Source organism: Pseudomonas putida (assembly GCF_028682635.1).
Taxonomy (GTDB): Bacteria; Pseudomonadota; Gammaproteobacteria; order Pseudomonadales; family Pseudomonadaceae; genus Aquipseudomonas; species Aquipseudomonas putida_AE.
In genome coordinates this window covers 27,698-48,426 of record NZ_JANHLK010000011.1, presented here as the reverse complement: position 1 = coordinate 48,426, position 20,729 = coordinate 27,698, and the positions used below count along the sequence as shown (strand labels likewise).

General features: G+C 61.2%; 25 protein-coding genes. 13 read left to right on the top strand and 12 right to left on the bottom strand.

The features are described from left to right. Positions 1 to 23: 23 nt before the first annotated feature. Positions 24 to 2,528, bottom strand: coding sequence for an ABC transporter permease (locus NPS56_RS15495; protein WP_274075397.1), 2,505 nt, complete (start codon positions 2,526 to 2,528; stop codon positions 24 to 26). Next, complete coding sequence (locus NPS56_RS15490) at positions 2,528 to 3,211, bottom strand: ABC transporter ATP-binding protein (RefSeq protein ID WP_274075396.1); 684 nt, start codon at positions 3,209 to 3,211, stop codon at positions 2,528 to 2,530. The genes NPS56_RS15495 and NPS56_RS15490 overlap by 1 nt, the downstream gene beginning before the upstream one ends. 10 nt (positions 3,212 to 3,221) lie before the next feature. Between NPS56_RS15490 and NPS56_RS15485 the strand changes: the two genes are divergently transcribed. From NPS56_RS15485 to NPS56_RS15475, 3 genes are all read left to right on the top strand, one after another. Continuing rightward, positions 3,222 to 3,827, top strand: a complete 606-nt coding sequence (locus tag NPS56_RS15485) for an arylesterase (protein WP_274075395.1) — start codon at positions 3,222 to 3,224, stop codon at positions 3,825 to 3,827. Positions 3,828 to 3,883: 56 nt separating this feature from the next. Then, positions 3,884 to 4,177, top strand: a complete 294-nt coding sequence (locus NPS56_RS15480) for a hypothetical protein (RefSeq protein ID WP_008055299.1) — start codon at positions 3,884 to 3,886, stop codon at positions 4,175 to 4,177. 721 nt (positions 4,178 to 4,898) lie between these two features. Next, complete coding sequence (locus NPS56_RS15475) at positions 4,899 to 5,870, top strand: L,D-transpeptidase family protein (protein WP_274075394.1); 972 nt, start codon at positions 4,899 to 4,901, stop codon at positions 5,868 to 5,870. A gap of 124 nt (positions 5,871 to 5,994) precedes the next feature. On the opposite strand, the gene oprI is transcribed toward NPS56_RS15475, so the two are convergent. After that, entirely contained in the window at positions 5,995 to 6,246 is a 252-nt protein-coding gene (gene oprI, locus NPS56_RS15470) for an outer membrane lipoprotei OprI (protein WP_003183784.1), read from the bottom strand. 224 nt (positions 6,247 to 6,470) lie between these two features. On the opposite strand from oprI, the gene NPS56_RS15465 reads away from it, so the two are divergent. Beyond that, positions 6,471 to 6,782, top strand: coding sequence for a hypothetical protein (locus NPS56_RS15465; RefSeq protein WP_274075393.1), 312 nt, complete (start codon positions 6,471 to 6,473; stop codon positions 6,780 to 6,782). 103 nt (positions 6,783 to 6,885) lie between these two features. Further along, complete coding sequence (locus tag NPS56_RS15460; RefSeq protein ID WP_020800382.1) at positions 6,886 to 7,173, top strand: GNAT family N-acetyltransferase; 288 nt, start codon at positions 6,886 to 6,888, stop codon at positions 7,171 to 7,173. Positions 7,174 to 7,245: 72 nt separating this feature from the next. Here the strand turns inward: NPS56_RS15460 and NPS56_RS15455 are convergent, their stop codons facing one another. Then, positions 7,246 to 8,322, bottom strand: coding sequence for a 3-deoxy-7-phosphoheptulonate synthase (locus tag NPS56_RS15455; RefSeq protein ID WP_274075392.1), 1,077 nt, complete (start codon positions 8,320 to 8,322; stop codon positions 7,246 to 7,248). Positions 8,323 to 8,449: 127 nt separating this feature from the next. After that, on the bottom strand, positions 8,450 to 8,893 hold the full coding sequence (locus NPS56_RS15450; RefSeq protein WP_274075391.1) for a PilZ domain-containing protein: 444 nt from the start codon (positions 8,891 to 8,893) through the stop codon (positions 8,450 to 8,452). On the opposite strand from NPS56_RS15450, the gene NPS56_RS15445 reads away from it, so the two are divergent. The 5 genes from NPS56_RS15445 to cysB all read left to right on the top strand — a co-directional run bounded on the left by NPS56_RS15445 (position 8,892) and on the right by cysB (position 12,847). After that, positions 8,892 to 9,278, top strand: a complete 387-nt coding sequence (locus NPS56_RS15445; RefSeq protein ID WP_274075390.1) for a thioredoxin family protein — start codon at positions 8,892 to 8,894, stop codon at positions 9,276 to 9,278. The genes NPS56_RS15450 and NPS56_RS15445 overlap by 2 nt on opposite strands. After that, positions 9,275 to 10,231, top strand: a complete 957-nt coding sequence (locus NPS56_RS15440) for a putative 2-dehydropantoate 2-reductase (protein ID WP_274075389.1) — start codon at positions 9,275 to 9,277, stop codon at positions 10,229 to 10,231. The genes NPS56_RS15445 and NPS56_RS15440 overlap by 4 nt, the downstream gene beginning before the upstream one ends. A gap of 25 nt (positions 10,232 to 10,256) precedes the next feature. Next, the gene (locus NPS56_RS15435) at positions 10,257 to 11,162 is read left to right on the top strand and encodes a 5'-nucleotidase (protein ID WP_274075388.1); all 906 of its coding nucleotides are present in this window, start codon (positions 10,257 to 10,259) and stop codon (positions 11,160 to 11,162) included. A 94-nt stretch (positions 11,163 to 11,256) separates the two neighbouring features. Next, positions 11,257 to 11,760, top strand: coding sequence for a universal stress protein (locus NPS56_RS15430; RefSeq protein ID WP_274075387.1), 504 nt, complete (start codon positions 11,257 to 11,259; stop codon positions 11,758 to 11,760). A gap of 112 nt (positions 11,761 to 11,872) precedes the next feature. Continuing rightward, positions 11,873 to 12,847, top strand: a complete 975-nt coding sequence (gene cysB / locus NPS56_RS15425; protein ID WP_008049066.1) for an HTH-type transcriptional regulator CysB — start codon at positions 11,873 to 11,875, stop codon at positions 12,845 to 12,847. A gap of 33 nt (positions 12,848 to 12,880) precedes the next feature. Here cysB and NPS56_RS15420 read toward each other — a convergent pair whose 3' ends face one another. Both NPS56_RS15420 and NPS56_RS15415 read right to left on the bottom strand, forming a co-directional pair. Continuing rightward, a complete protein-coding gene (locus NPS56_RS15420) occupies positions 12,881 to 13,363 on the bottom strand; it encodes a GreA/GreB family elongation factor (protein WP_274075386.1) in 483 nt (160 codons plus the stop codon). A 2-nt stretch (positions 13,364 to 13,365) separates the two neighbouring features. Further along, complete coding sequence (locus NPS56_RS15415; protein WP_274075385.1) at positions 13,366 to 13,776, bottom strand: hypothetical protein; 411 nt, start codon at positions 13,774 to 13,776, stop codon at positions 13,366 to 13,368. A gap of 123 nt (positions 13,777 to 13,899) precedes the next feature. Between NPS56_RS15415 and earP the strand changes: the two genes are divergently transcribed. Together earP and NPS56_RS15405 are read left to right on the top strand one after the other, a co-directional pair. Then, the gene (gene earP, locus NPS56_RS15410) at positions 13,900 to 15,042 is read left to right on the top strand and encodes an elongation factor P maturation arginine rhamnosyltransferase EarP (protein WP_274075384.1); all 1,143 of its coding nucleotides are present in this window, start codon (positions 13,900 to 13,902) and stop codon (positions 15,040 to 15,042) included. Between the two features lie 48 nt (positions 15,043 to 15,090). Then, positions 15,091 to 15,660, top strand: coding sequence for an elongation factor P (locus tag NPS56_RS15405; protein ID WP_017125860.1), 570 nt, complete (start codon positions 15,091 to 15,093; stop codon positions 15,658 to 15,660). A gap of 134 nt (positions 15,661 to 15,794) precedes the next feature. Here the strand turns inward: NPS56_RS15405 and NPS56_RS15400 are convergent, their stop codons facing one another. From NPS56_RS15400 to NPS56_RS15385, 4 genes are all read right to left on the bottom strand, one after another. Continuing rightward, entirely contained in the window at positions 15,795 to 16,805 is a 1,011-nt protein-coding gene (locus NPS56_RS15400) for an alpha/beta hydrolase (protein ID WP_274075383.1), read from the bottom strand. A gap of 34 nt (positions 16,806 to 16,839) precedes the next feature. Beyond that, positions 16,840 to 17,259: an organic hydroperoxide resistance protein gene (locus NPS56_RS15395; protein ID WP_110749149.1), complete on the bottom strand. Its 420-nt coding sequence runs from the start codon at positions 17,257 to 17,259 to the stop codon at positions 16,840 to 16,842. A 264-nt stretch (positions 17,260 to 17,523) separates the two neighbouring features. Next, on the bottom strand, positions 17,524 to 17,985 hold the full coding sequence (locus NPS56_RS15390; RefSeq protein ID WP_274075382.1) for a MarR family winged helix-turn-helix transcriptional regulator: 462 nt from the start codon (positions 17,983 to 17,985) through the stop codon (positions 17,524 to 17,526). 68 nt (positions 17,986 to 18,053) lie between these two features. Further along, on the bottom strand, positions 18,054 to 19,010 hold the full coding sequence (locus NPS56_RS15385; protein ID WP_274075381.1) for a LysR family transcriptional regulator: 957 nt from the start codon (positions 19,008 to 19,010) through the stop codon (positions 18,054 to 18,056). 126 nt (positions 19,011 to 19,136) lie between these two features. Between NPS56_RS15385 and NPS56_RS15380 the strand changes: the two genes are divergently transcribed. Beyond that, a complete protein-coding gene (locus NPS56_RS15380; RefSeq protein ID WP_274075520.1) occupies positions 19,137 to 19,871 on the top strand; it encodes a sulfite exporter TauE/SafE family protein in 735 nt (244 codons plus the stop codon). On the opposite strand, the gene NPS56_RS15375 is transcribed toward NPS56_RS15380, so the two are convergent. Beyond that, on the bottom strand, positions 19,861 to 20,715 hold the full coding sequence (locus tag NPS56_RS15375; protein ID WP_274075380.1) for a LysR substrate-binding domain-containing protein: 855 nt from the start codon (positions 20,713 to 20,715) through the stop codon (positions 19,861 to 19,863). The genes NPS56_RS15380 and NPS56_RS15375 overlap by 11 nt on opposite strands. Positions 20,716 to 20,729: the final 14 nt, after the last annotated feature.

Genomic DNA, 20,729 nt, shown 5'->3' with positions numbered 1-20,729 from the left:
CGAATCAGGAGCGCCTGAGTCTATCAACCCTCGCGCAGGACTGTCAGGGGGCTGGCGTTCAAGGCGCGCCGGGTGCCGAACACGCCGGCGCCACCGATCAGCACGGCGCCGATCAACGGCAGCACCAGCAGCCACGGATGCGGATGCCAGGGCAGGTCAAAGGCGTATCGGTAGAGCACCAGGCTGACGACTTCCGAGCCCAGCGCCGCCAGCAAGCCGCTGACCGCACCCAGCAAGCCGAACTCGATACGTCGCGCCTTCACCAGCAGTTGCCGTTCGGCCCCCAGCGCTCGCAGCAGCGCGCCCTGGCGGATGCGTTCATCCAGCGTCGCCTGCAAACCTGAGAACAGCACCGCCATGCCCGCCGCCAGCACGAACAACAACACGTACTCCACCGCCAGGGTGACCTGGGCGAGGATGCTGCGCAGTTGCGCCAGCAACGCCTCGACCTGCAGGATCGTCACCGCCGGAAAACTGCGCGACAGGTCGACGATCTGCTGGTCATGCCCCGCCGCCAGATAGAAGCTGGTCAGGTAGGTGGCCGGCAGATCCTTCAAGGTGCCGGGCTGGAAGATCATGAAGAAGTTCGGCTGGAAGTTGTCCCAGTTGATCTCCCGCAGGCTGGTGACTTTGGCCTCGCGATTGGCCCCGCCCACGGTAAAGACCAGATGATCGCCGAGCTTGAGCTTCAGGCTTTCGGCGACCTTGCCCTCCACCGACACGCCGGGGATTTCATCCGGCGGCTGCTGCGGCCACCAGTTGCCGGCGGTGATCGTGTTGCCCTCAGGCAGGTCGGCCGCCCAGGTCAGGCTCAGGTCACGCTGGATGGCCCGGTCACCGGCCGATTCCTTGGTGACGATTTGCTGCACCGGTTCGCCGTTGATGCTGATCAGCCGCCCCGGGACTACCGGATACAGTGGCGCCGATTTCGCCGACAACGCGATCAGGCGATCGGTGAACGCCTGCTTGTCCGCCGGCAGGATGTTCAGGGCAAAATAGTTCGGTGCGTTCTTCGGTAGCTGGTTCTGCCAGGTGTCCAGCAACTCTCCGCGCAGCAGGGCGATCAACGCCATCGACAGCAGGATCAGGCCGAATGCCAGGGCCTGCCCAGCGGCTGCCAATGGGTGGCGCAGCAACTGGCCCAGCCCCAGGCGCCACGGCAGGGAGGCGCGGGCCAGCAGGCGGCGCAGGCTTTTCAACAGCAGCAACAGCAGGCCGCCCAGTACCAGTGCCGCGACCACGCCGCCGCCGAGCAGGGCGAAGGTCAGTACCAGGTCCAGGCTCAGGCGCCACATGATCAGCCCGAGAGCGCCCAATGCGGCGCCGTAGACCATCCAGGTGCTGGAGGGAATCGGCAGCAGGTCCCGGCGCAATACACGCAAGGGCGGAACCCGACCCAATGCCGCCAGCGGCGGCAGGGCAAAACCGGCCAGGGCCACCAGTCCGGTACCAATCCCGGCGATGGCGGGGAACAGGCCTCCCGGTGGCACGTCGGTCGGCAGCAAGTCATGCAGCAGGGCAAACAGTCCCAGCTGCGCCAGCCAGCCGATGACGGCGCCACTGAGGCTGGCGAGCAGGCCGAGCACGGTCAGTTGCAAGCTGAACAACACCATGGTTTCCCGACGGGACAGGCCAAGGCAACGCAACAGCGCGCTGGCATCGAAGCGGCGAGTGGCAAAGCGAGTCGCCGACAACGCCACGGCCACCCCGGCCAGCAGCACCGCCACCAGGCTGGCCATGTTCAGGTAGCGCTCGGCCTTGCCCAGGGCGCCGCCAATCTGCCGGTTGCCATCGCGGGCATCCTGGATCCGCTGGTTGGCCGCCAGGCCGGGCTTGATCAGTTGACGATAGGTTTCCAGCGCCGCTGCATCGCCGCGCCAGAGCTCGCGGTAGCTGACCCGACTGCCGGGTTGCACCACGCCAGTCGCCTGCAGGTCACCGAGGTTGATCAACACCCGCGGCGTCAGGCTGTAGAAATTGCCGGCGCGATCGGGCTCGTAGGTCAGCACTCGTGCCAGCTTCAGGGTTTTCATGCCGACGTCGATGCTGTCGCCGATCTTCAGGTCCAGCGCCGTCAGCAATCGTGCCTCGACCCAGGCCTCACCGGGTTTCGGCCCGCCGCCGGGTTCTTCCGGGGCGAAAGGCTCAGGGGCGCTTTTCAGTTCGCCGCGCAGTGGGTAGACGTCGTCGGCGGCTTTGATACTGGAGAGCTGGATGCCGTTGTCGGTGGCGATGACGCTGGAGAACTCCACCACTTGCGCATGCTGCAGGCCCAGCTCGGTGCCGCTCCTGATCTGTTCGGGGCGTGCTGGCGAACTGCCTTCGAGCAGCAGGTCGGCGCCGAGAAACTCGGTGGCGCGCAGCATCATCGCGCCATTGAGGCGGGCGCCGAAGTAACCGATGGCGGTACTTGCCGCCACGGCCACGACCAGGGCGAAGAACAACACGCGCAATTCACCGGCGCGGGCATCGCGCAGCAACTGGCGGACGGCGAGACTGAACAGGCGCAACAGCGGCAGACGTGCCATCAAGGCTCCAGGGGGGCGACCAGCAGGCCGGCTTCAAGGCGGATCAGGCGCCGGCAGCGGTGTGCCAGGCGTTCATCGTGGGTCACCAGCACCAGGGTCGTGCCGCGCTCCTGGTTGAGTTCGAACAGCAGGTCGCTGATGCGCTCGCCGGTGTGGCTGTCGAGGTTGCCGGTGGGTTCGTCGGCGAACAGCACATCGGGTTCGGCGGCAAACGCGCGGGCAATCGCCACGCGCTGCTGTTCGCCTCCTGAGAGCTGGCGTGGCGAGTGGGTCAGGCGTTGCCCCAAGCCGACCCGCTGCAACAGCTCGGTGGCGCGGCCGCGGGCATCCTGGCGGCCATCGAGCTCCAGCGGCAGCATGACGTTTTCCAGGGCGTTGAGACTGTCGAGCAGCTGGAACGACTGGAAGACAAAGCCCACGTGCTCGGCACGGATGCGTGCGCGCTGGTCCTCGTCGAGGTTGCTCAGGCCCTGGCCGGCGAGGGTGACTTCGCCGCTGCTTGGCAAGTCGAGGCCGGCGAGCAGGCCGAGGAGGGTGGATTTGCCGGAACCGGAGGCGCCGACGATGGCCAGGCTGTCGCCCTTGTTCAGTTCCAGGCTGAGTTCGTGCAGGATAGTCAGTTCACCTTCCGCGCTAGGGACCACTTTGCTGAGGTTCTTCGCGGTGAGAATGCTTGCGCCCATGGAGAATCCGATGCGTGTGTGGTTTTTGAGTGCTGGCCTGGCCTTGATGTGCATGGCCCAGAACGCAGCGGCGGGTACAGTCCTGATCGTTGGCGATAGTATCAGCGCCGGTTTCGGGCTGGATACCCGCTTGGGGTGGGTGTCGTTGCTCGAGCAGCGGCTCAGGCGCGAAGGTTTCGACGATAAGGTCGTCAATGCGTCCATCAGCGGCGACACCAGCGCCGGAGGCCAGGCACGCCTGCCGGCGCTGCTTGCAGAGCATAAGCCGGATCTGGTGATCCTGGAGTTGGGGGGCAATGACGGCCTGCGCGGACTGCTGCCATCGCAATTGCAACAAAATCTTGCGTCGATGATTCAGCAGTCCCAGCAGGCGGGCGCCAAGGTGCTGCTGCTCGGCATGCAATTGCCGCCCAATTACGGCGCTCGCTACACCAAGGCCTTCACTGAGGTTTACAGCAACCTGGCCGATGAGAAAAAAATCCCGCTGGTACCGTTTTTCCTCGACGGCGTGGGCGGTCATCCGGACCTGATGCAGGCCGATGGCATACACCCGGCAGCCGGGGCCCAGGACAAGTTGCTGGAAAATGTCTGGCCTACGCTAAAACCGCTGTTATGACACTTTTCTAGGAGCAGGCTTTCGGCTAAGGTGGCGCCCCCGATTTGGAGCCCCCGATGCCGCGTTCTGCCTGGTCACTTTATGCCTATCAACTGATCGAGCCTGACGAACAGCTGGATCTGTTCGCCTGCCAGGAAGTGCGGGTACACCTGGTGACCCGACAACTGGAGCTGGGCGGCTCGGCGGACCGGACCCTGTGCGGCAGTCTGCTGCCGGCTCAGCCGCGCTGGTCGAACGTCGACCGCCGGGTGTTCCAGGACCAGCGCCTGTGCTCGTTGTGCCGGGCCATTCTTGAATCGCAGAAGCGCGGCACGTCGCCAATCTGGCCGGAGTTGCGGTTCGAGCTTTGATCCTTTCTGCGGTGACGGCGGCTTCGTTGGCGGGTGAAAACCCTGTAGGAGCTGGCTTGCCAGCGAAGGCGGCCTCATGGCCGACCAATCTCCCACAGATGTACTCCGCTCAAACTGTAGGAGCTGGCTTGCCAGCGAAGGCGGCCTCATGGCCGACCCATCTCCTGTAGATGTACTCCGCTCAAACTGTAGGAGCTGGCTTGCCAGCGAAGGCGGCCTCATGGCCGACCCATCTCCTGTAGATGTACTCCGATCAAACTGTAGGAGCGAGCTTGCTCGCGAAAAACGTCTGGACACCGCATTCATTCAGACAGCGCACGTCATCGTTGACGACCATCGCTGCGATGCGGCGACCCGACAAGCCAGCTCCTACAGATCAGGTCGGCTCGGAGGCCGCCTCGCTTTGGCTTTTGATTTTTCTTGCCACCTCGAGAGGCCAAGTGGAGGTTCTGCGCGGTGGGCAAACAGGCATCAGGCTCCCCGCGTCATCGTTGACGACCATCGCTGCGATGCGGCGACCCGACAAGCCAGCTCCTACAGGTAAGAGGCAAGCCATAGACGGCCGTTACCGCAGTAATGGATATGTACTCCATCAACAAACAACAGGCCGCCAGGAAATGCCTTGCATCGCCTGCACTACCCGCGACCTCCCCGAAATAACGGCCGGCGGTGTACAATCGCGTTCTTATACCCTCTGTCGATCATGCAAAGGATTTTCCGGATGTTGCCGCGCTTTCCCGCCGTCACCCGCTGCCTGACACTTGCCGCCCTCTGTGTAGCGGGTCCCGTCGCAGCATTGGAGCTACCCCTGCCACCGCCTGGTGAAGACATCGTCGGTCAGGTGCAAGTGATCCAGGCCAAGTACGAAGACACCTTCGCCGACCTGGGCACGACCTACGACCTGGGTTATTCGGAAATGGTCGCGGCCAACCCTGGCGTCGATCCATGGCTGCCTGGCGCCGGCACTGAAATCGTGCTGCCGACCCGCTTCATCCTGCCGCCGGGCCCGCGTGAAGGCATTGTCATCAACCTGGCCGAGTACCGCCTCTACTACTTCCCGAAAGGCAAGAACGTGGTCTACACCTTCCCGCTGGGTATCGGCCGTGAAGGCTGGGGCTCGCCGATTGCCCACACCAGCATCATCGCCAAGACGCCGAACCCGACCTGGACGCCTCCGGCGTCGATCAAGGCCGAGCACGCCGCTGATGGTGATCCGCTGCCAAATGTGGTGCCGGCCGGCCCGGACAACCCCCTGGGGCCGTTCAAGTTCACCCTGGGGACTCCAGGCTACCTGATCCACGGTTCGAACAAGAAGTTCGGCATCGGCATGCGCACCAGCCACGGCTGCTTCCGCATGTTCAACAACAACGTGCTGGAGATGGCGGGCATGGTGCCGGTCGGGACGTCCGTGCGGATCATCAACGATTCCTACAAGTTCGGCGTGAGTGGCGGCAAGGTTTACCTGGAAGCGCACACACCGCTGGACGACAAGGGCAACCCGTCGGTGGTCGACAAGCACACTGCCGTGATCAACGCGATGCTCAAGCGTGAAGACATCACCAACAACCTGCGCATGAACTGGGATGTGGTACGTGATGTTGTCGCGGCCGAAGATGGCCTGCCGGTGGAAATCGGCGTGCCGAACACGACCGCGCCGATGGTGACGAGTGCACCGATCGATCCGCTGCAGTAATGCCTGAAACAAACCCGCCGACGCAGGCCGCGTCGGCGGGTTTTTTATTGGCTGCAGGAAACAGCAGGCAATAAAAAAGCCGACCCAAAAAATGGGTCGGCTTGATAATAATCCCGAAGGACTATTACTTGCGGCTAGCTTTTTCCAGCATGCGCAGAGCACGCTCGTTAGCTTCGTCAGCAGTCTGTTGTGCTTTTTGAGCAGCAGCCAGAGCTTCATCAGCTTTACGGTAAGCTTCGTCTGCACGAGCCTGGGAGCGAGCTGCTGCGTCTTCAGTAGCGGTCAGACGTGCTTCGGTTTCTTTCGATGCGCTGCTGCAACCGGTAGCCAGAACTGCGGCCAGAGCCAGAGCAGAGAATTTCAGAACGTTGTTCATCGTGTTCCCCTTCAAGGACTTTCTAGTAAGTGGCTGTCTCCTCCGAGTGAGGAAATAGCCGGCGTACATACTACCCATTACTTGTCGTAAGTAAACTGACGTGAAGCAAGAAGCAAAAAAAATTGTAGGCGTTGATTCTTTTTCGAGCAACTTTTAACTGCGTTGTATAAAAAATATCCAGCTAGAAGGCCCGAGATGAGCGAGCCGCCAAGGAAAAGTTCCCCATGCCCAAAGCTCTTTTTGCGGTCTTGGCTAAAGTCCATCTAGATGCATTCGTCTACACTTTTGTTCGGAATTTGCGTGGCGTCTCTCATATCTTTCTCCATGTTACAGGTGACTTTAACGAGGGGCGCTCGTCTTATGTCTCAACATCCGGCAATGTTCAGGCTACCGACCGCTGCAAGACCCTCGGTCGAGCTGTTCCTGCGTTATCCACAGCAGCACCCGCCAACCAGCATGATGACGAGCGAACCTTGAGCATTTCTGCCAATGGCGCCTACTATTTGTACGTGCTCGGTTGCGCGAGATCGGTGTAGCTTTTCTCGGTGTCGATTCAGGCACGGGGTGGCGTAGTTGTTCCTTCGCCGGAAAAACATCGGTAAGGTAGGGGTCAGAAATCCAGACCCGCGAGGAGTAGTGATGAGCGAGGCGTTGTCCATCCACCATGACCAGGCTGGTCATCAATTCGAGACCAATGTGGACGGTCATCGTGCCTACCTGACCTATATGGATCTGGGGAAACAGACCCTGGATATCTATCGCACGTTTGTGCCCAACGCATTGCGCGGTCGCGGCATCGCCGCGGCCCTGACCGAACAGGCGCTGCAGTACGCCGAGGAAATGGGCTATACTGTCATTCCCTCGTGCTCCTACGTCGAGCGCTACATGGAGCGTCACCAGCGTCATGCTGCCAAGCTGAGCCAGTGACCTGCAACGAATCGGATGCAAAAAAAAACGCCGGGCTCAGCCCGGCGTTTTTTTGTCTGCGGCAAGCGTCGGTCAGGTGCGCTCGCGTTTTGGCAGCACTTCCTTGAGCTTGGCATGCATGCTGCGCAAGGTGTTCTCGGTGGCCGTCCAGTCGATGCAGGCATCGGTGATCGACACGCCGTATTGCAGGTCGGCGAGGTCTTTCGGAATGGCCTGGCAGCCCCAGTTCAGGTGGCTTTCGACCATCAGGCCGATGATCGACTGGTTGCCTTCGAGGATCTGGTTGGCGACGTTCTCCATCACCAGCGGTTGCAGGGCCGGGTCCTTGTTGGAGTTGGCGTGGCTGCAATCGACCATGATGTTGGGCTTGATCTTCGCCTTGTTCAGTGCCTGCTCGCAGAGGGCGACGCTGACCGAATCGTAGTTTGGCTTGCCGTTGCCGCCGCGCAATACGACGTGACCGTAGGCATTGCCCTTGGTGGTGACGATCGACACGCCACCTTCCTGGTTGATGCCCAGGAAGCGGTGCGGGCTGGAAACCGATTGCAGGGCGTTGATCGCTACGGTCAGGCCGCCATCGGTGCCGTTCTTGAAGCCGACGGCCGAGGACAGGCCGGAGGCCATTTCCCGGTGAGTCTGGGATTCGGTGGTGCGCGCGCCGATGGCCGACCAGCTGATCAGGTCCTGCAGGTATTGCGGGGAGATCGGGTCGAGCGCTTCGGTGGCGGTCGGCAGGCCCATTTCGGCCAGGTCCAGCAACAGCTGGCGACCGATATGCAGGCCATCCTGGATCTTGAACGAGTCGTCGAGGTACGGGTCGTTGATCAAGCCTTTCCAGCCAACGGTTGTGCGTGGCTTCTCGAAATACACGCGCATGACCAGATACAGGGTATCGGACACTTCCGCCGCAAGAACCTTCAGGCGCTCGGCGTACTCGTGGGCCGCCTTGATGTCGTGGATCGAGCAGGGCCCGATGACCACGAACAGGCGATGGTCGGTGCCATCCAGAATATTGCGAATGACTTCGCGGCCCTTGGTGACGGTGCGCAGGGCGGCATCGCTCAGGGGGATATCACGCTTGAGCTGGTCGGGAGTGATCAGCGTCTCGTTGGAAGCGACGTTTAGGTCGTTGATCGGTAAATCAGCCATCGTTTACTCGTCAGGTCACGGGTGCCGGCCGCCAGCGAACCCGCGCGGCGGAGCACAGCAAATTAAGCGCGTCGGGGAACGGAACCTTAGCGCGTTACACCGTGGCTCGACAATGGGCTGGCCCGGTTTAATCCAGCACAGCCTGTGCAAAAGCCTTGCGAACCGTGTCGTGGGAGAACTCGTCGGCATGCTGCTGGACCCACTCGAGGGCCAGGGCCTGGATATCCTGCAGATCGTTGTGGGCATCATGTTGACGGCAGTAGCGCTCGATCTGGCACACCTGCTCGCCCATGCGGGCACTGAAAAGCGTCTGTTCGTCGACGAAGGCGATGCCGACCAGGTAGCCGCGCTTGCGTCGCAGGCACCAGGCCACGTAGCCCAGGAAACACAGGTCCGGGTTCAGGCTTGGCATGCGTACCTGCAGCGCCGTACCGTGGCGCCAGGCGCGGTGATAATTGCAAGCCATGCCCCCGAGGCTGATAGTGTGCAGCTGTTGGCGGGAGATGCACTCAGGTTTGAGCAACGTCAACTCGACAGGTATATCGTCAGGATGAGGAAGAAAACGTCCCATGAGCACGGACTCCATGTGTCGGCCATCTGACATTGTTTCCCCCAGTATAGTGGTCGAATTGGATCTGACCGATTTCGACGCCGACCAACGGCTGCTGGCAATGAACGGCGTATCGCTGGTGATTTTCACCAGTGTCGGCTGCGCCAGTTGCCGTTTTGCCCGCGAGCAGCTGCCTGCGCTCGATCTGGATGTCGATCGATTGTGCTGGATCGACGCTGGCAACAATGGCGGGGTGGTCGAGCGTTATCAGGTCTTTCACTTGCCGGCGCTGTTTGTCGTACGCGACGGCGAATTCTTCGGGGCACTAAAGTCGCGCCTGACCCGCACCGAGCTGAACACGGCCTTGGGGCAGGCGCTCAGTAGAACAGCAGAGGAGTTGCCATGACGGGAGCAGTTGCCAAGCCGAGAATCGGCATAATCGGGACCGGTGCCATCGGCGGGTTCTACGGGGTGATTCTGGCGCAGGCCGGGTTCGATGTGCATTTTCTGTTGCGCAGTGAGTTTGCCGCGGTGGCTGAGCGCGGGTTGCAGCTGCACAGCGCGGTACATGGCGCGCTGACGCTGAATCCGGTGCAGGCCTATTCGGCGGCCGAAGACATGCCACCCTGCGACTGGTTGCTGGTTGGCGCCAAAACCACCAGTAACCGCGACCTCGCGCCCGCCATCGTGCAGGCCGCCGCGCCGAATGCCAGGGTGCTGCTGTTGCAAAATGGCCTGGATGTCGAAGACGACCTGCGTGAACTGCTGCCCGACGCTCTGCATGTGCTGGGCGGGCTCTGCTATATCTGCGTGCATCGCCAGGGGCCGGGGGTCATTACCCATCAGGCGCTGGGGGCGGTGCATGTCGGCTATCACAGCGGGCCGGCGCCGGGTCAGCCTGAGCGTGCGGCCATTGTCGAGGAGGGGGTTGGGCTGTTCCGTGCGGCCGGCATCGACGCCCAGGCCATGGCGAACCTGCACCAGGCGCGCTGGCAGAAACTGGTCTGGAATATCCCGTACAACGGCCTGTCCGTGCTGCTCGGGGCGAGCACTACGCCGCTGATGGCCGATGCCGACAGCCATGAGTTGATCCGGTCGCTGATGGCCGAAGTGATCCAGGGCGCAAACGCCTGCGGTCACGAAGTGCCAGCCAGTTATGCCGAGCAGCTTTTGCAGGTGACGCAGCGAATGCCCGACTACTGGCCCAGCATGTACCACGACTTTCTGCACAAGCGGCCGCTGGAACTGGAGGCCATATATGCCCGGCCACTGGCAGCGGCGAAGGCCGTCGGCTGTGACATGCCGCGCATCGAGGCGATGTATCGCAGCTTGAGTTTCATCGATCGACGTAATACCTGAGTCGATCAATCGGAGGGGGAAGGGGATGCCAAAGACCATAGACGACAAGCTTGTGCTGGCGATTTCGTCGCGAGCGTTGTTCGACCTGAGTGAAAGCCACAAGGTCTATCTGTCGAGTGGCGTCGAGGCCTACCGGCAATATCAGATCGAGCACGAAGACGAAATCCTCGAGCCCGGTGACGCCTTCCCGCTGGTGCAGAAACTCCTCGCCCTCAATGCCCACCTGGGCCGCGCCCGGGTCGAGGTGATCCTGGTGTCGCGCAACAGCGCCGACACCGGCCTGCGTGTGTTCAACTCGATCCACCACTATGGCCTGGCGATTTCCCGTGCGGCGTTTGTCGGCGGGCGCAGTCCATATCCCTACCTCAAGGCCTTTGGCTGCGACCTGTTTCTCTCAACCCACGCCGAAGACGTGCGCAGTGCGCTGGACGCCGGGTTCGCTGCGGCGACCATTCTGTCCGGTGGCGCCAGCCGTGCGGCCAGCGATGAACTGCGCATTGCTTTTGACGGTGATGCCGTGCTGTTTTCCGACGAGTCCGAACGCGTCTATCAAGCCGGGGGCCTGGAAGCGTTCCAGGCCAGCGAGCGCGAAGCGGCTCGCGAGCCCTTGCGCGGCGGGCCGTTCAAGGGCTTCCTCGCCGCCCTTAATCTGTTGCAGCGCGAATTCCCGGATGACGCCTGTCCGATTCGCACGGCACTGGTCACGGCGCGCTCGGCGCCGGCCCATGAACGGGTGATCCGCACGTTGCGCGAGTGGGATATTCGCCTGGATGAATCGCTGTTCCTCGGTGGACTGACCAAGTCGGCCTTCCTTGAAGCCTTCGCCGCGGACGTGTTTTTCGACGATCAGGCCGGCCATTGCGAGTTGGCCCGCGAAGTGGTCGCCACCGGCCATGTGCCACATGGCATAAGCAACGAGCAAAAGGTTTAAGCCCGCCGTTCAACGTGTTACGCCGGACGTCGTACTCGCCAAGGCACTGCTAAGCTGAATCAATCTCCGCCATGTTGGCACGCGAGGAGGTCATATGATTCGTTCGATGCTGTATGCCACTGACCTCGGGCTGTATGCACCTGTGGTGATGCAGCATGCCCTGGAATTGGCGCGAACATTCAATGCCGACCTGTATGTGGTGCACGCCGTCGAACCCATGGGGCTGTTCGCCGAATCGGTGCTGCAGAGCTATCTCGACGAGCAGGCGTTGAACGAATTCCATAGCCAGGGTCTTAACACCGTGATCGCCAGCATCGAGCAGCGGGTGCTGGACAATTTTCGCGAAGAGCTGGGCGACGAGGGCGAGCAGGACCTTGAGCGGATCAAGGCGGTGCGGGTGCTGCAGGGTGATCCGTCGCAGGTGATCCTCGACCAGGCGCACAAACTCTCGGTGGATTTGCTGATCGTCGGTAGTCACAGCCATGGTGCGGGGGCGGAAACGCCTTTGGGCCGGACCGCCGCCCGGGTGTTGCAACTGTCCACGGTGCCGGTCTACCTGGTGCCGCTGGTGCAACGTCGTCGCCAAGGGGATCGCTAGAACACGAATAATGGCCTTTTGATAAAAAGTTCTAGATTTATTCTTCAAACCATTAATATAGTTATATACCGTCGCTGATGCCCGTGGCGTCTACCTGCTTTGAGGGATTCATATGAAGCTCCAACAACTGCGCTACATCTGGGAAGTGGCGCACCACGACCTCAACGTTTCCGCTACAGCCCAAAGTCTCTACACCTCTCAGCCGGGCATCAGTAAACAGATCCGCTTGCTGGAAGACGAACTGGGTGTCGAAGTGTTCGCCCGCAGCGGCAAGCACCTGACCCGCGTCACTCCGGCCGGTGAGCGCATCATCACCACCGCTGGCGAAATCCTGCGCAAGGTCGAAAGCATCAAGCAGATCGCCCAGGAATTCTCCAACGAGAAGAAAGGCACCCTGTCGATCGCCACCACCCACACCCAGGCGCGCTACGCCTTGCCGCCGGTGATCAGCAACTTCATCAAGCAGTACCCGGATGTCGCCCTGCACATGCATCAGGGCTCGCCCATGCAGATCGCCGAGATGGCCGCTGATGGCACCGTGGATTTCGCCATTGCCACCGAAGCCCTCGAGCTGTTCGGCGACCTGGTGATGATGCCTTGCTATCGCTGGAACCGCTGTGTGGTCGTACCCCAGGGACACCCGCTGACCAAGCTGTCGAAACTGACCCTCGAGGCCCTGGCCGAATACCCGATCGTCACCTACGTGTTCGGTTTCACCGGCCGTTCCAAGCTCGACGAAGCCTTCAGCCACCGCGGCCTGACGCCCAAGGTGGTGTTCACCGCCGCTGACGCCGACGTGATCAAGACCTACGTGCGCCTGGGCCTGGGTGTGGGCATCGTGGCGAAAATGGCCGTCGATACCAAACTCGACAGCGACCTGGTGGTACTCGATGCCAGCGAATTGTTCGAGTCCAGCGTGACCAAGATCGGTTTCCGTCGCGGCACCTTCCTGCGGGGCTTCATGTGCGACTTCATCGAGAAGTTCGCTCCGCACCTGACCCGCGAAGTCATGGCCAAGGCCATCCAGTGCCACAACAAGCAGGAGCTGGAAGAGCTGTTCGACGGCGTCGAACTGCCTGTTCACTGATAGCCCGTCCTGCTGCACCGGCAGGACAGCCGGTCAAACCACCTCGGTGACAGCGAACTGTTGCCGAGCGCCCGCCACCAGAATCTCCACCTCGTCGCCTTCGAACTTGCCCAGCAGGCTTTTGCCCAGCGGCGAGCGCGGGGTGATGACGGTAATCAGTTGCCCCACCAGGTCAACCTTCAGCCCCGCCGCATCTGGCGCCAGGAACAGCCACTGCTCGCGGCCCTTGTCGTCTTCCAGGCCGAGCAGGGCACCGATCTCGATACCCCGTTTATCGTCATAGGGACGCAGTGCCAGGTTCTGGCAAAGCGCCAGTGACAGGCGAATCTCTTCGACCCGCCTGGCCTGCCCGGCGGCCAGGTAAGACGCTTCCAGGCCCAGGGTGTCGTACTTGTTTTCGGCGATGTTTTCTTCGTGGGTCGCGGTTTCGTAGGCGGTTTGCGCGGCGCGCTCGGCAATGTCGAGATCGACTCGCAGCTTGTCGAGAATCAGTTGGTGCACGGTATGCTTATTCATGATCAATCGCAGAATTGCAGGACGTTGGCGCGGCTTTTTTCGCTGGGTGCCGTCTGGTCCTGTTGCAACCAGAACTGGCATTTGGGGTTCGCCAGGTTGCGGTTGCTGGCGCGTGCCTGGTCGAGTCGTTGCGCCTGCTCGTTCCTGCGCAGGTTTTCTTCATACTGCTCGAACAATGGGCTCTGTGCCGGGATATCCGGCACCGGTCGAGTCACCACCGGCGGTTTGGCCAGTTGCTCCACCGCGGCTGCGACCGGTGCCAGTTGTTCGCTGAAAAACAGCCGGGACACCAGCCAGACGGTCAACACAATGGCGATAAAGCCTAGCCACATGCCAAGGGCGATACTGCCGGTCAGTTGCAGGGCATTGAGTTGAATCGAAAAGGATCGGCGCGGAGTAGGGCGGTAGGGCATGGTTGCCTCCTGGCGAGGGTCGCGGGCGTGTGACGATTGTCGCACGAAGATAAATCGTCGTCGGCTCTTCTGCACGGGCTGATTTATGCGGACAATCGCTGCCTTTGCCAACGGGAGCCTGGAATGCCTGATATGAAAACCCGCTGGGATATTTTTTGCACCGTGGTCGACAACTATGGCGACATCGGCGTGACCTGGCGGCTGTCGCGGCAACTGGTGGCCGAACATGGGCTGGCGGTGCGTTTGTGGGTCGACGACCTGCGTGCCTTCGAACGCTTGTGCCCGGAAATCGACATTCACGCAGGCCAACAATGGCAGGAAGGTGTCGAAGTGTGCCAATGGTCGGCGGACTGGCAACCGGTCGAGGCGGCCGATGTGGTGATCGCCGCGTTTGCTTGCCAGTTGCCCGGCGCCTACATGGACGCCATGGCCCAGCGGGAAAAAACACCGCTGTGGATGAACCTCGACTACTTGAGCGCCGAGGACTGGGTGATCGGCTGCCACGGCTTGCCGTCGGTCAAATACAAACACGTACAGAAGCACTTTTTCTTCCCGGGGTTCCACAAAGATACGGGTGGCCTGCTGCGTGAAAGCGGATTGCTCGAACGGCGTCGACAGTTTCAGCAGAGTGCCGAGGCTCAGCGGGCCTTCCTGCAAGACCTGGGGGTCGACCGCTCACCGGGTGCGCTACTGATTTCGCTGTTTGCCTATGAAAATGCCGGCTTGGCCAGTTGGCTGGACACATTGGCCAGCGATTCGACGCCCACTCATCTGCTGGTGCCGCAAGGGCGGATCCTGGGGGATGTCGAGCGCTGGCTGAATGTGCAGGACCTGCAGGTCGGGTCGCTGCATGTGCGCGATGCCTTGACCGTGCAGGTACTGCCGTTCGTCCGACAGGACCAGTACGACCCGTTGCTCTGGTGCTGTGATTTCAACGCCGTACGCGGCGAAGATTCCTTTGTCCGCGCGCAATGGGCAGGGCGGCCAATGCTGTGGCACATCTATCAGCAGGAGGAAGATGTTCATCTGGACAAGCTCGAAGCCTTCCTCGCGCTATACGTCAAGGACCTGCCGCCTGCGGCCGGCGAGGCGATCAGCGGTCTCTGGCGGGCCTGGAATGCCGGTGAGACAATGACCGACCACTGGCAATCGACCCGCAAACACTGGCCACAGCTGCAAAAACACGCCGAGACCTGGTGTCTGGAACAGGCCTTGCAGACCGATCTTGCCGCGGCGCTGGTACAGTTTTATGTAAATTGGATATGATACGCGGCCTAGATTTTTGTAAATCCCATCCAAATTCGGATATTCGCAATGAAAACTGGTAAAGAACTCAAACCCGGTACCGTGATCCGTATCGACAACGATCCTTGGCTGGTTCAGAAAGCTGAATTCACCAAGTCGGGCCGTAACAGCGCGATCATGAAGACCAAGCTGAAAAACCTGCTGACCGGTTACAAGACCGAGACCGTCTACAGCGCCGACGACAAGCTGGACGACGTGATCCTTGACCGCAAAGAAGCGACCCTGTCCTTCATCAGCGGCGACAGCTACACGTTCATGGACACCACCGACTACACCATGTACGAACTGAACGCTGAAGACATCGAAGCCGTTCTGCCTTTCGTTGAAGAAGGCATGACCGATGTTTGCGAAGCCGTGTTCTTCGAAGATCGTCTGGTTTCCGTAGAGCTGCCGACCACCATCGTGCGTCAGGTTGACTACACCGAAGGTTCCGCTCGCGGCGACACTTCCGGCAAGGTGATGAAGCCTGCCAAACTGAAGAACGGTACCGAGCTGTCGGTTGCTGACTTCATCGAAATCGGCGACATGATCGAGATCGATACCCGCGAAGGCGGTTCCTACAAAGGCCGTGCCAAATAAGCACTGCTTGAGGAATGAAAAAGCCCGACCATTGAGTCGGGCTTTTTTGTGCCTGTTTGTAGGAGCCGGCTTGCCGGCGAAGGCGTATTCGAGATCGCTTTCGCCGGCAAGCCGGGCTCCTACAGTAAAGCGTGTTATTTCAGATGTTGCTTGAGCTCTTCAGAGGCCTGCAACATCGCCGATCGCACCGCCGGCACCTGGCTCACCACGTTGAGCAAACCGTAGTCGTGGATCATGCCGTTGTAGCGAACCGATGTCACCGCCACGCCAGCCTCGTCGAGTTTGCGGGCGTAGGCTTCACCTTCGTCGCGCAACACGTCGGCACCGGCGGTCTGCACCAATGCTGGCGGCAACCCTTTCAACTGGGCAGTGGTTGCGCGCAGAGGTGAGGCGTAGATTTCGTTACGCTGGTTGGCGTCGGTGGTGTAGTTATCCCAGAACCACTTCATCGCATTTTTGGTGAGGAAGTGCCCTTCGGCATACTGGTTGTAGGAAGCGGTTTCGAAGTTGGCATCCGTGACCGGCCACAGCAACACCTGGAACTTGATTGCCGGAGTGCCCTTGTCCTTGGCCATCAGCGCAACCACCGCCGCCATGTTGCCGCCGACACTGTTGCCGGCTACTGCCAGGCGCTTGCCATCGACGTTGATCTCCTTGCCGTGCTCGGACACCCATTTCGTCGCGGCGTAAGCCTGGTTGATCGCCACCGGGTAATGGGCTTCCGGAGATGGCGTGTAGTTCACGAACACGGCCGCGGCCCCCGAACCCGTCACCAGATCACGCACCAGCCGCTTGTGGGTCGGGAAATCCCCCAGCACCCAGCCACCGCCGTGGAAGAACATGAACACGGGCAGCTCACCCTTGACCCCGGCCGGCCTGACGATGGTCAGTTTCAGCGGTTGGCCGTCGACTTGAATGGTCTTCTGGCTGACATCGGCTTTTGGCAGCGTCAGTTTCACCCCGGCCTGTGCGCCCGTCAGCACGGCGCGGGCGTCTTTCGGGCTGAGTTGTTCAAGCGGCTTGCCGGTACCTGCATTCAGCACATCGAGGAATGCCTGGGTGTTGCGTTCAACGTCGCCGGCGAATGCACTGTGCACGGACAGGGCGAGAAGGGTACCGGTCAAGACTTTGCTGAAAGCGTTCATGTTCGTTTCCTGTTCGGGCCTGGGTGATCAGCGGTTAGACGGTGACGTGCAGACGTACTTCGACGTTGCCGCGGGTGGCGTTGGAGTACGGGCAGACCTGGTGGGCCGCCTCGACCAGGGTTTGTGCGTCGGCTTGTTCAAGCCCTGGCAGGCTGATGTGCAGGTCGATGTCCAGGCCGAAACCGCCAGGGATCTGGCCGATGCCGACGTGGGCGGTGATCGAGGCGTCGTCGGGGATCTTGCGTTTGGTCTGGCTGGCGACGAATTTCAGTGCGCCGATGAAGCAGGCGGAGTAGCCGGCGGCGAACAGTTGCTCCGGGTTGGTCGCCGCGCCGCCAGCACCGCCGAGTTCTTTCGGGGTGGCGAGCTTGACGTCGAGAATGTTGTCGCTGGAGATCGCACGACCGTCACGGCCACCGGTGGAGGTTGCGATTGCGGTGTAGAGAGTTTGCATGGTGAAAGCCTCGTTCGGGTTTGGTTGATTGCGCTAAATGTTTGCGCGCTAAGTAAGTGCGAAATAAATGTATCGCGCTAATGTTTAGTGCGCAAGATAAATTTTGAAAAAAATGCAGATCAGCTGATTTTCCAGCACAAGCGCAAAACAAACTGTGGGAGCGGGCTGGCTCGCGAAGGGGGCGTGTCAGGCAACATCAATGTCGCCTGACACGCCCCTTCGCGAGCAAGCCCGCTCCCACAGGGACGTTCGGTGGTTTGAAAGTCAGAGGTTTTCTTGCAGGTGACGACGCAGTTCCTGCAGTTCCGCTTGAAGCTTTTGCAGTCGCTCCAGGGTCATCCCACTGGCGCCGAGGATGCACTGGGGAATGCCCCGGGCCTTGTCGCGCAAGGCGCGGCCCTGTTCGGTGAGTTCGACGATCACCACGCGCTCGTCCTCACGGCTGCGGGTGCGGCTGAGCACGCCTTCGGCCTCCAGGCGCTTGAGCAGCGGGGTCAGCGAGCCGGGATCGGTCAACAGGCGCGCGCTGATTTCACCTACGGTCAAGCCGTCCTGTTCCCACAGCACCATCATCGCCAGGTATTGCGGATAAGTCAGGCCCAACGCCTGCAGCAAGGGTTTGTAGACCTTGGTCAGCATCAGCGAAGTGGAATGCAGGGCGAAGCAGGCCTGATTGTCCAGCAGCAGGTCGTCGCAGTTATCCGGGGTGTCGCGCTTGGTGGTCATTTGGAAGCCTTGATCAGTGATCCTGATAAAACTAGCGGTCAAATCTTTAACGCGCCAGCAATTTTCTACTAATGCCGGCCCAGGTTGGTTTGCAACGCCAGGTCCCAGGGCGGAATGGGGCTGAAGCGGGTTTTCAGATACTCCAGCAACAGGCGACTGCGGGAGTTAGGCTGCTGCTGCAGGCGCAAGGCGTAGATCCCGGAGCTTTCCGGTTTCGGCAGGCCGTTTTCGCAGAATAACGGCAGCAGTTCGCCACGCAACAGGTATTCGCTGACGAGCCAGGTCGGCAGGTGGGCGATGCCCAGGCCGGCCAGTGCGCTGTAGATCAGCGCTTCGGCATTGTTGGCGCTCATGCGCACGCGCGACGGCCGATGCAGTTGCATCTGGCCATCCCGTTCGAAGCGCCAGGCGAAGGGCGGGGCCAGGCCGGCCCAGTCGAGGCCGTCATGTTCGACCAGCTGGGCCGGATCTTTCGGCACGCCGCGGCGCTGCAAGTAGTCGGGGCTGGCGCAGGCGACACGCACCATGCTCGCCAGCGGCGTGGCCACCAACCGCGTATCGGCCAATTGCCCGGCGCGCAACACCAGGTCGACCTTGCCCAGGTTCAAGCCCTGCATGTCGACAAAACTGTCGATCAGCTGCAATTGCACGTCGAGGCCGGGATAAAGCAGCAGGAAATCGGCAATCACCGGTGCCAGATGTCGCCGCCCGAACGCAGCCGGTGCGTCGATACGAATCAGGCCTTCCGGAGCACTGCTCAGGGACACCGCTTCGGCCCGGGCCAGGCGCAGTTCGGCGACTATCCGCCGTGCCCGTTCGGCAAACGCCAGCCCCGCCGGCGTCGCGCGCACCGCGTGGGTACTGCGAATGAACAACTGGCTGCCGACGGCGCTTTCCAGGCTGTCGATGCGCCGCGCCACTGCCGAGGGCGTCAGGGGATGACGGCGGGACGCTGCGGAAAAGCTGCCGGTTTCCAGCACATCCAGAAACAGACCCAGTTGTTCGGTCAGTTGATTGGGATTCATGTTTGGCTCGATGCTTGTGCGAGTTTGGCATAGCCATTGTGCGTTGCTGTGCGTTTCCACGCTAGAACCACTTGCGTAGGATGAATTGCCTGACGTGTGGAGAAATGCGCTGTGATTGAATTTGTGTTGTATCTGGTATTCGGCGCGGCCCTGGGAACCCTCGGCGGCCTGTTTGGCATTGGCGGGGGATTGATCGCGATTCCGTTGCTGGGCGTGTTGTGCGGTCTCGATCAGCAGATTGCCCAGGGGACGGCGTTGGTGATGGTGGTGCCGAACGTGATGCTGGCACTGTGGCGCTACCATCAACGCAACAAGATCGAGTTGCGCTACGCGCTGCCGCTGGCTTCGATGGGGTTCTGCTTCGCCTGGCTCGGATCGATCTGGGCAGTAGGGGTCGATGCGCAAACCATGCGTATCGGATTTGTCGCATTCCTGGTCGCACTTTGCGCCTACAACCTCGCGCGGATGTTCATGGCCAGCACGCCGCCTTCGGCGCAGATGAACCATTCATGGCCATGGCTGGGCGTACTCGGTGCGGCATCCGGCACCATGGGCGGGTTGTTTGGCGTGGGCGGGGCCGTGGTGGCAACACCGGTGTTGACCAGTGTGTTCGGCACCACCCAGGTGGTTGCCCAGGGCCTGTCCCTGGCACTGGCGCTACCGAGCACCGGCGTCACCCTGGTTACCTATGGGGTGCATCACCAGGTGAACTGGATGATTGGTGTGCCACTGGCGATCGGTGGGTTGATGAGCATCAGTTGGGGCGTGAAGATCGCCCACAGCCTGCCGGAGCGCCTGCTGCGCGCCTTGTTTTGCGGCTTTCTGCTGTTATGTGCGGTCATGCTTGTTTTTAAAGCTTGAAGCCTTCGACGATGTGCTCGGCCAGGCACTCGGTGATCGGTGACGGATTATGCAGGTTGCGCACCAGCATGATGCTGGCCTCGGGCAGCACCGGCAGATCCTCGGCTTCACCGAGGATGCGCATGTCCGCGGTGATCAGGCTTTCCAGTTGCGCGGTGACCGCCAGGCCGGCGCTGACCACCGCCATGATGGCCGACAGGCTGTCGCTGTTATACGCCACGCGATAATCGCGCCCTTGGGCATCGAGGGCGTTGCAGGCCCACATCCGGCAGAAGCAATCACTGTTGAACATCGCCAGGGGCAAGGGCGTCTGTTCGTGGGCGCTGTAGCACTGCGCCTCAGCCCAGACAAAACGTTCCTTGCGCAACAACTGGCCGATTTCGCTGCCCGGCTCGCGAGTGACGATGGACAAGTCCAGGTCCTGGCGCATCAGCAGTTGTTTTGATGATTCACAGTGCACTTCGATCTGCACCAGCGGGTAGGACTGGGCAAACTGGCGCAATATCCCTGGCAGAAAACGCATCACGTAGTCGTCCGGGGTACCGATGCGCACCGTGCCGACCATGTGTGGCTCACGCAGGGTGTTGAACACCTCGCTGTGCAGCTTGAGGATTCGCCGCGCATAACCCAGCAACACCTGGCCTTCGGCTGTGAGCCGCACCTGGCGTCCGTCGCGCTGGAACAACTGGCGCTGCAGCACATCTTCTTCCAGCCGCTTCATCTGCATGCTGACAGCTGACTGGGTGCGATGGACCAATTCACCGGCGCGGGTGAAACCACCCTGGTCGGCGATGGCGACAAAGGTGCGCAGCACTTCGGTATCGATACTCGGGTAGGCCGACATGCATCAATCTCCGA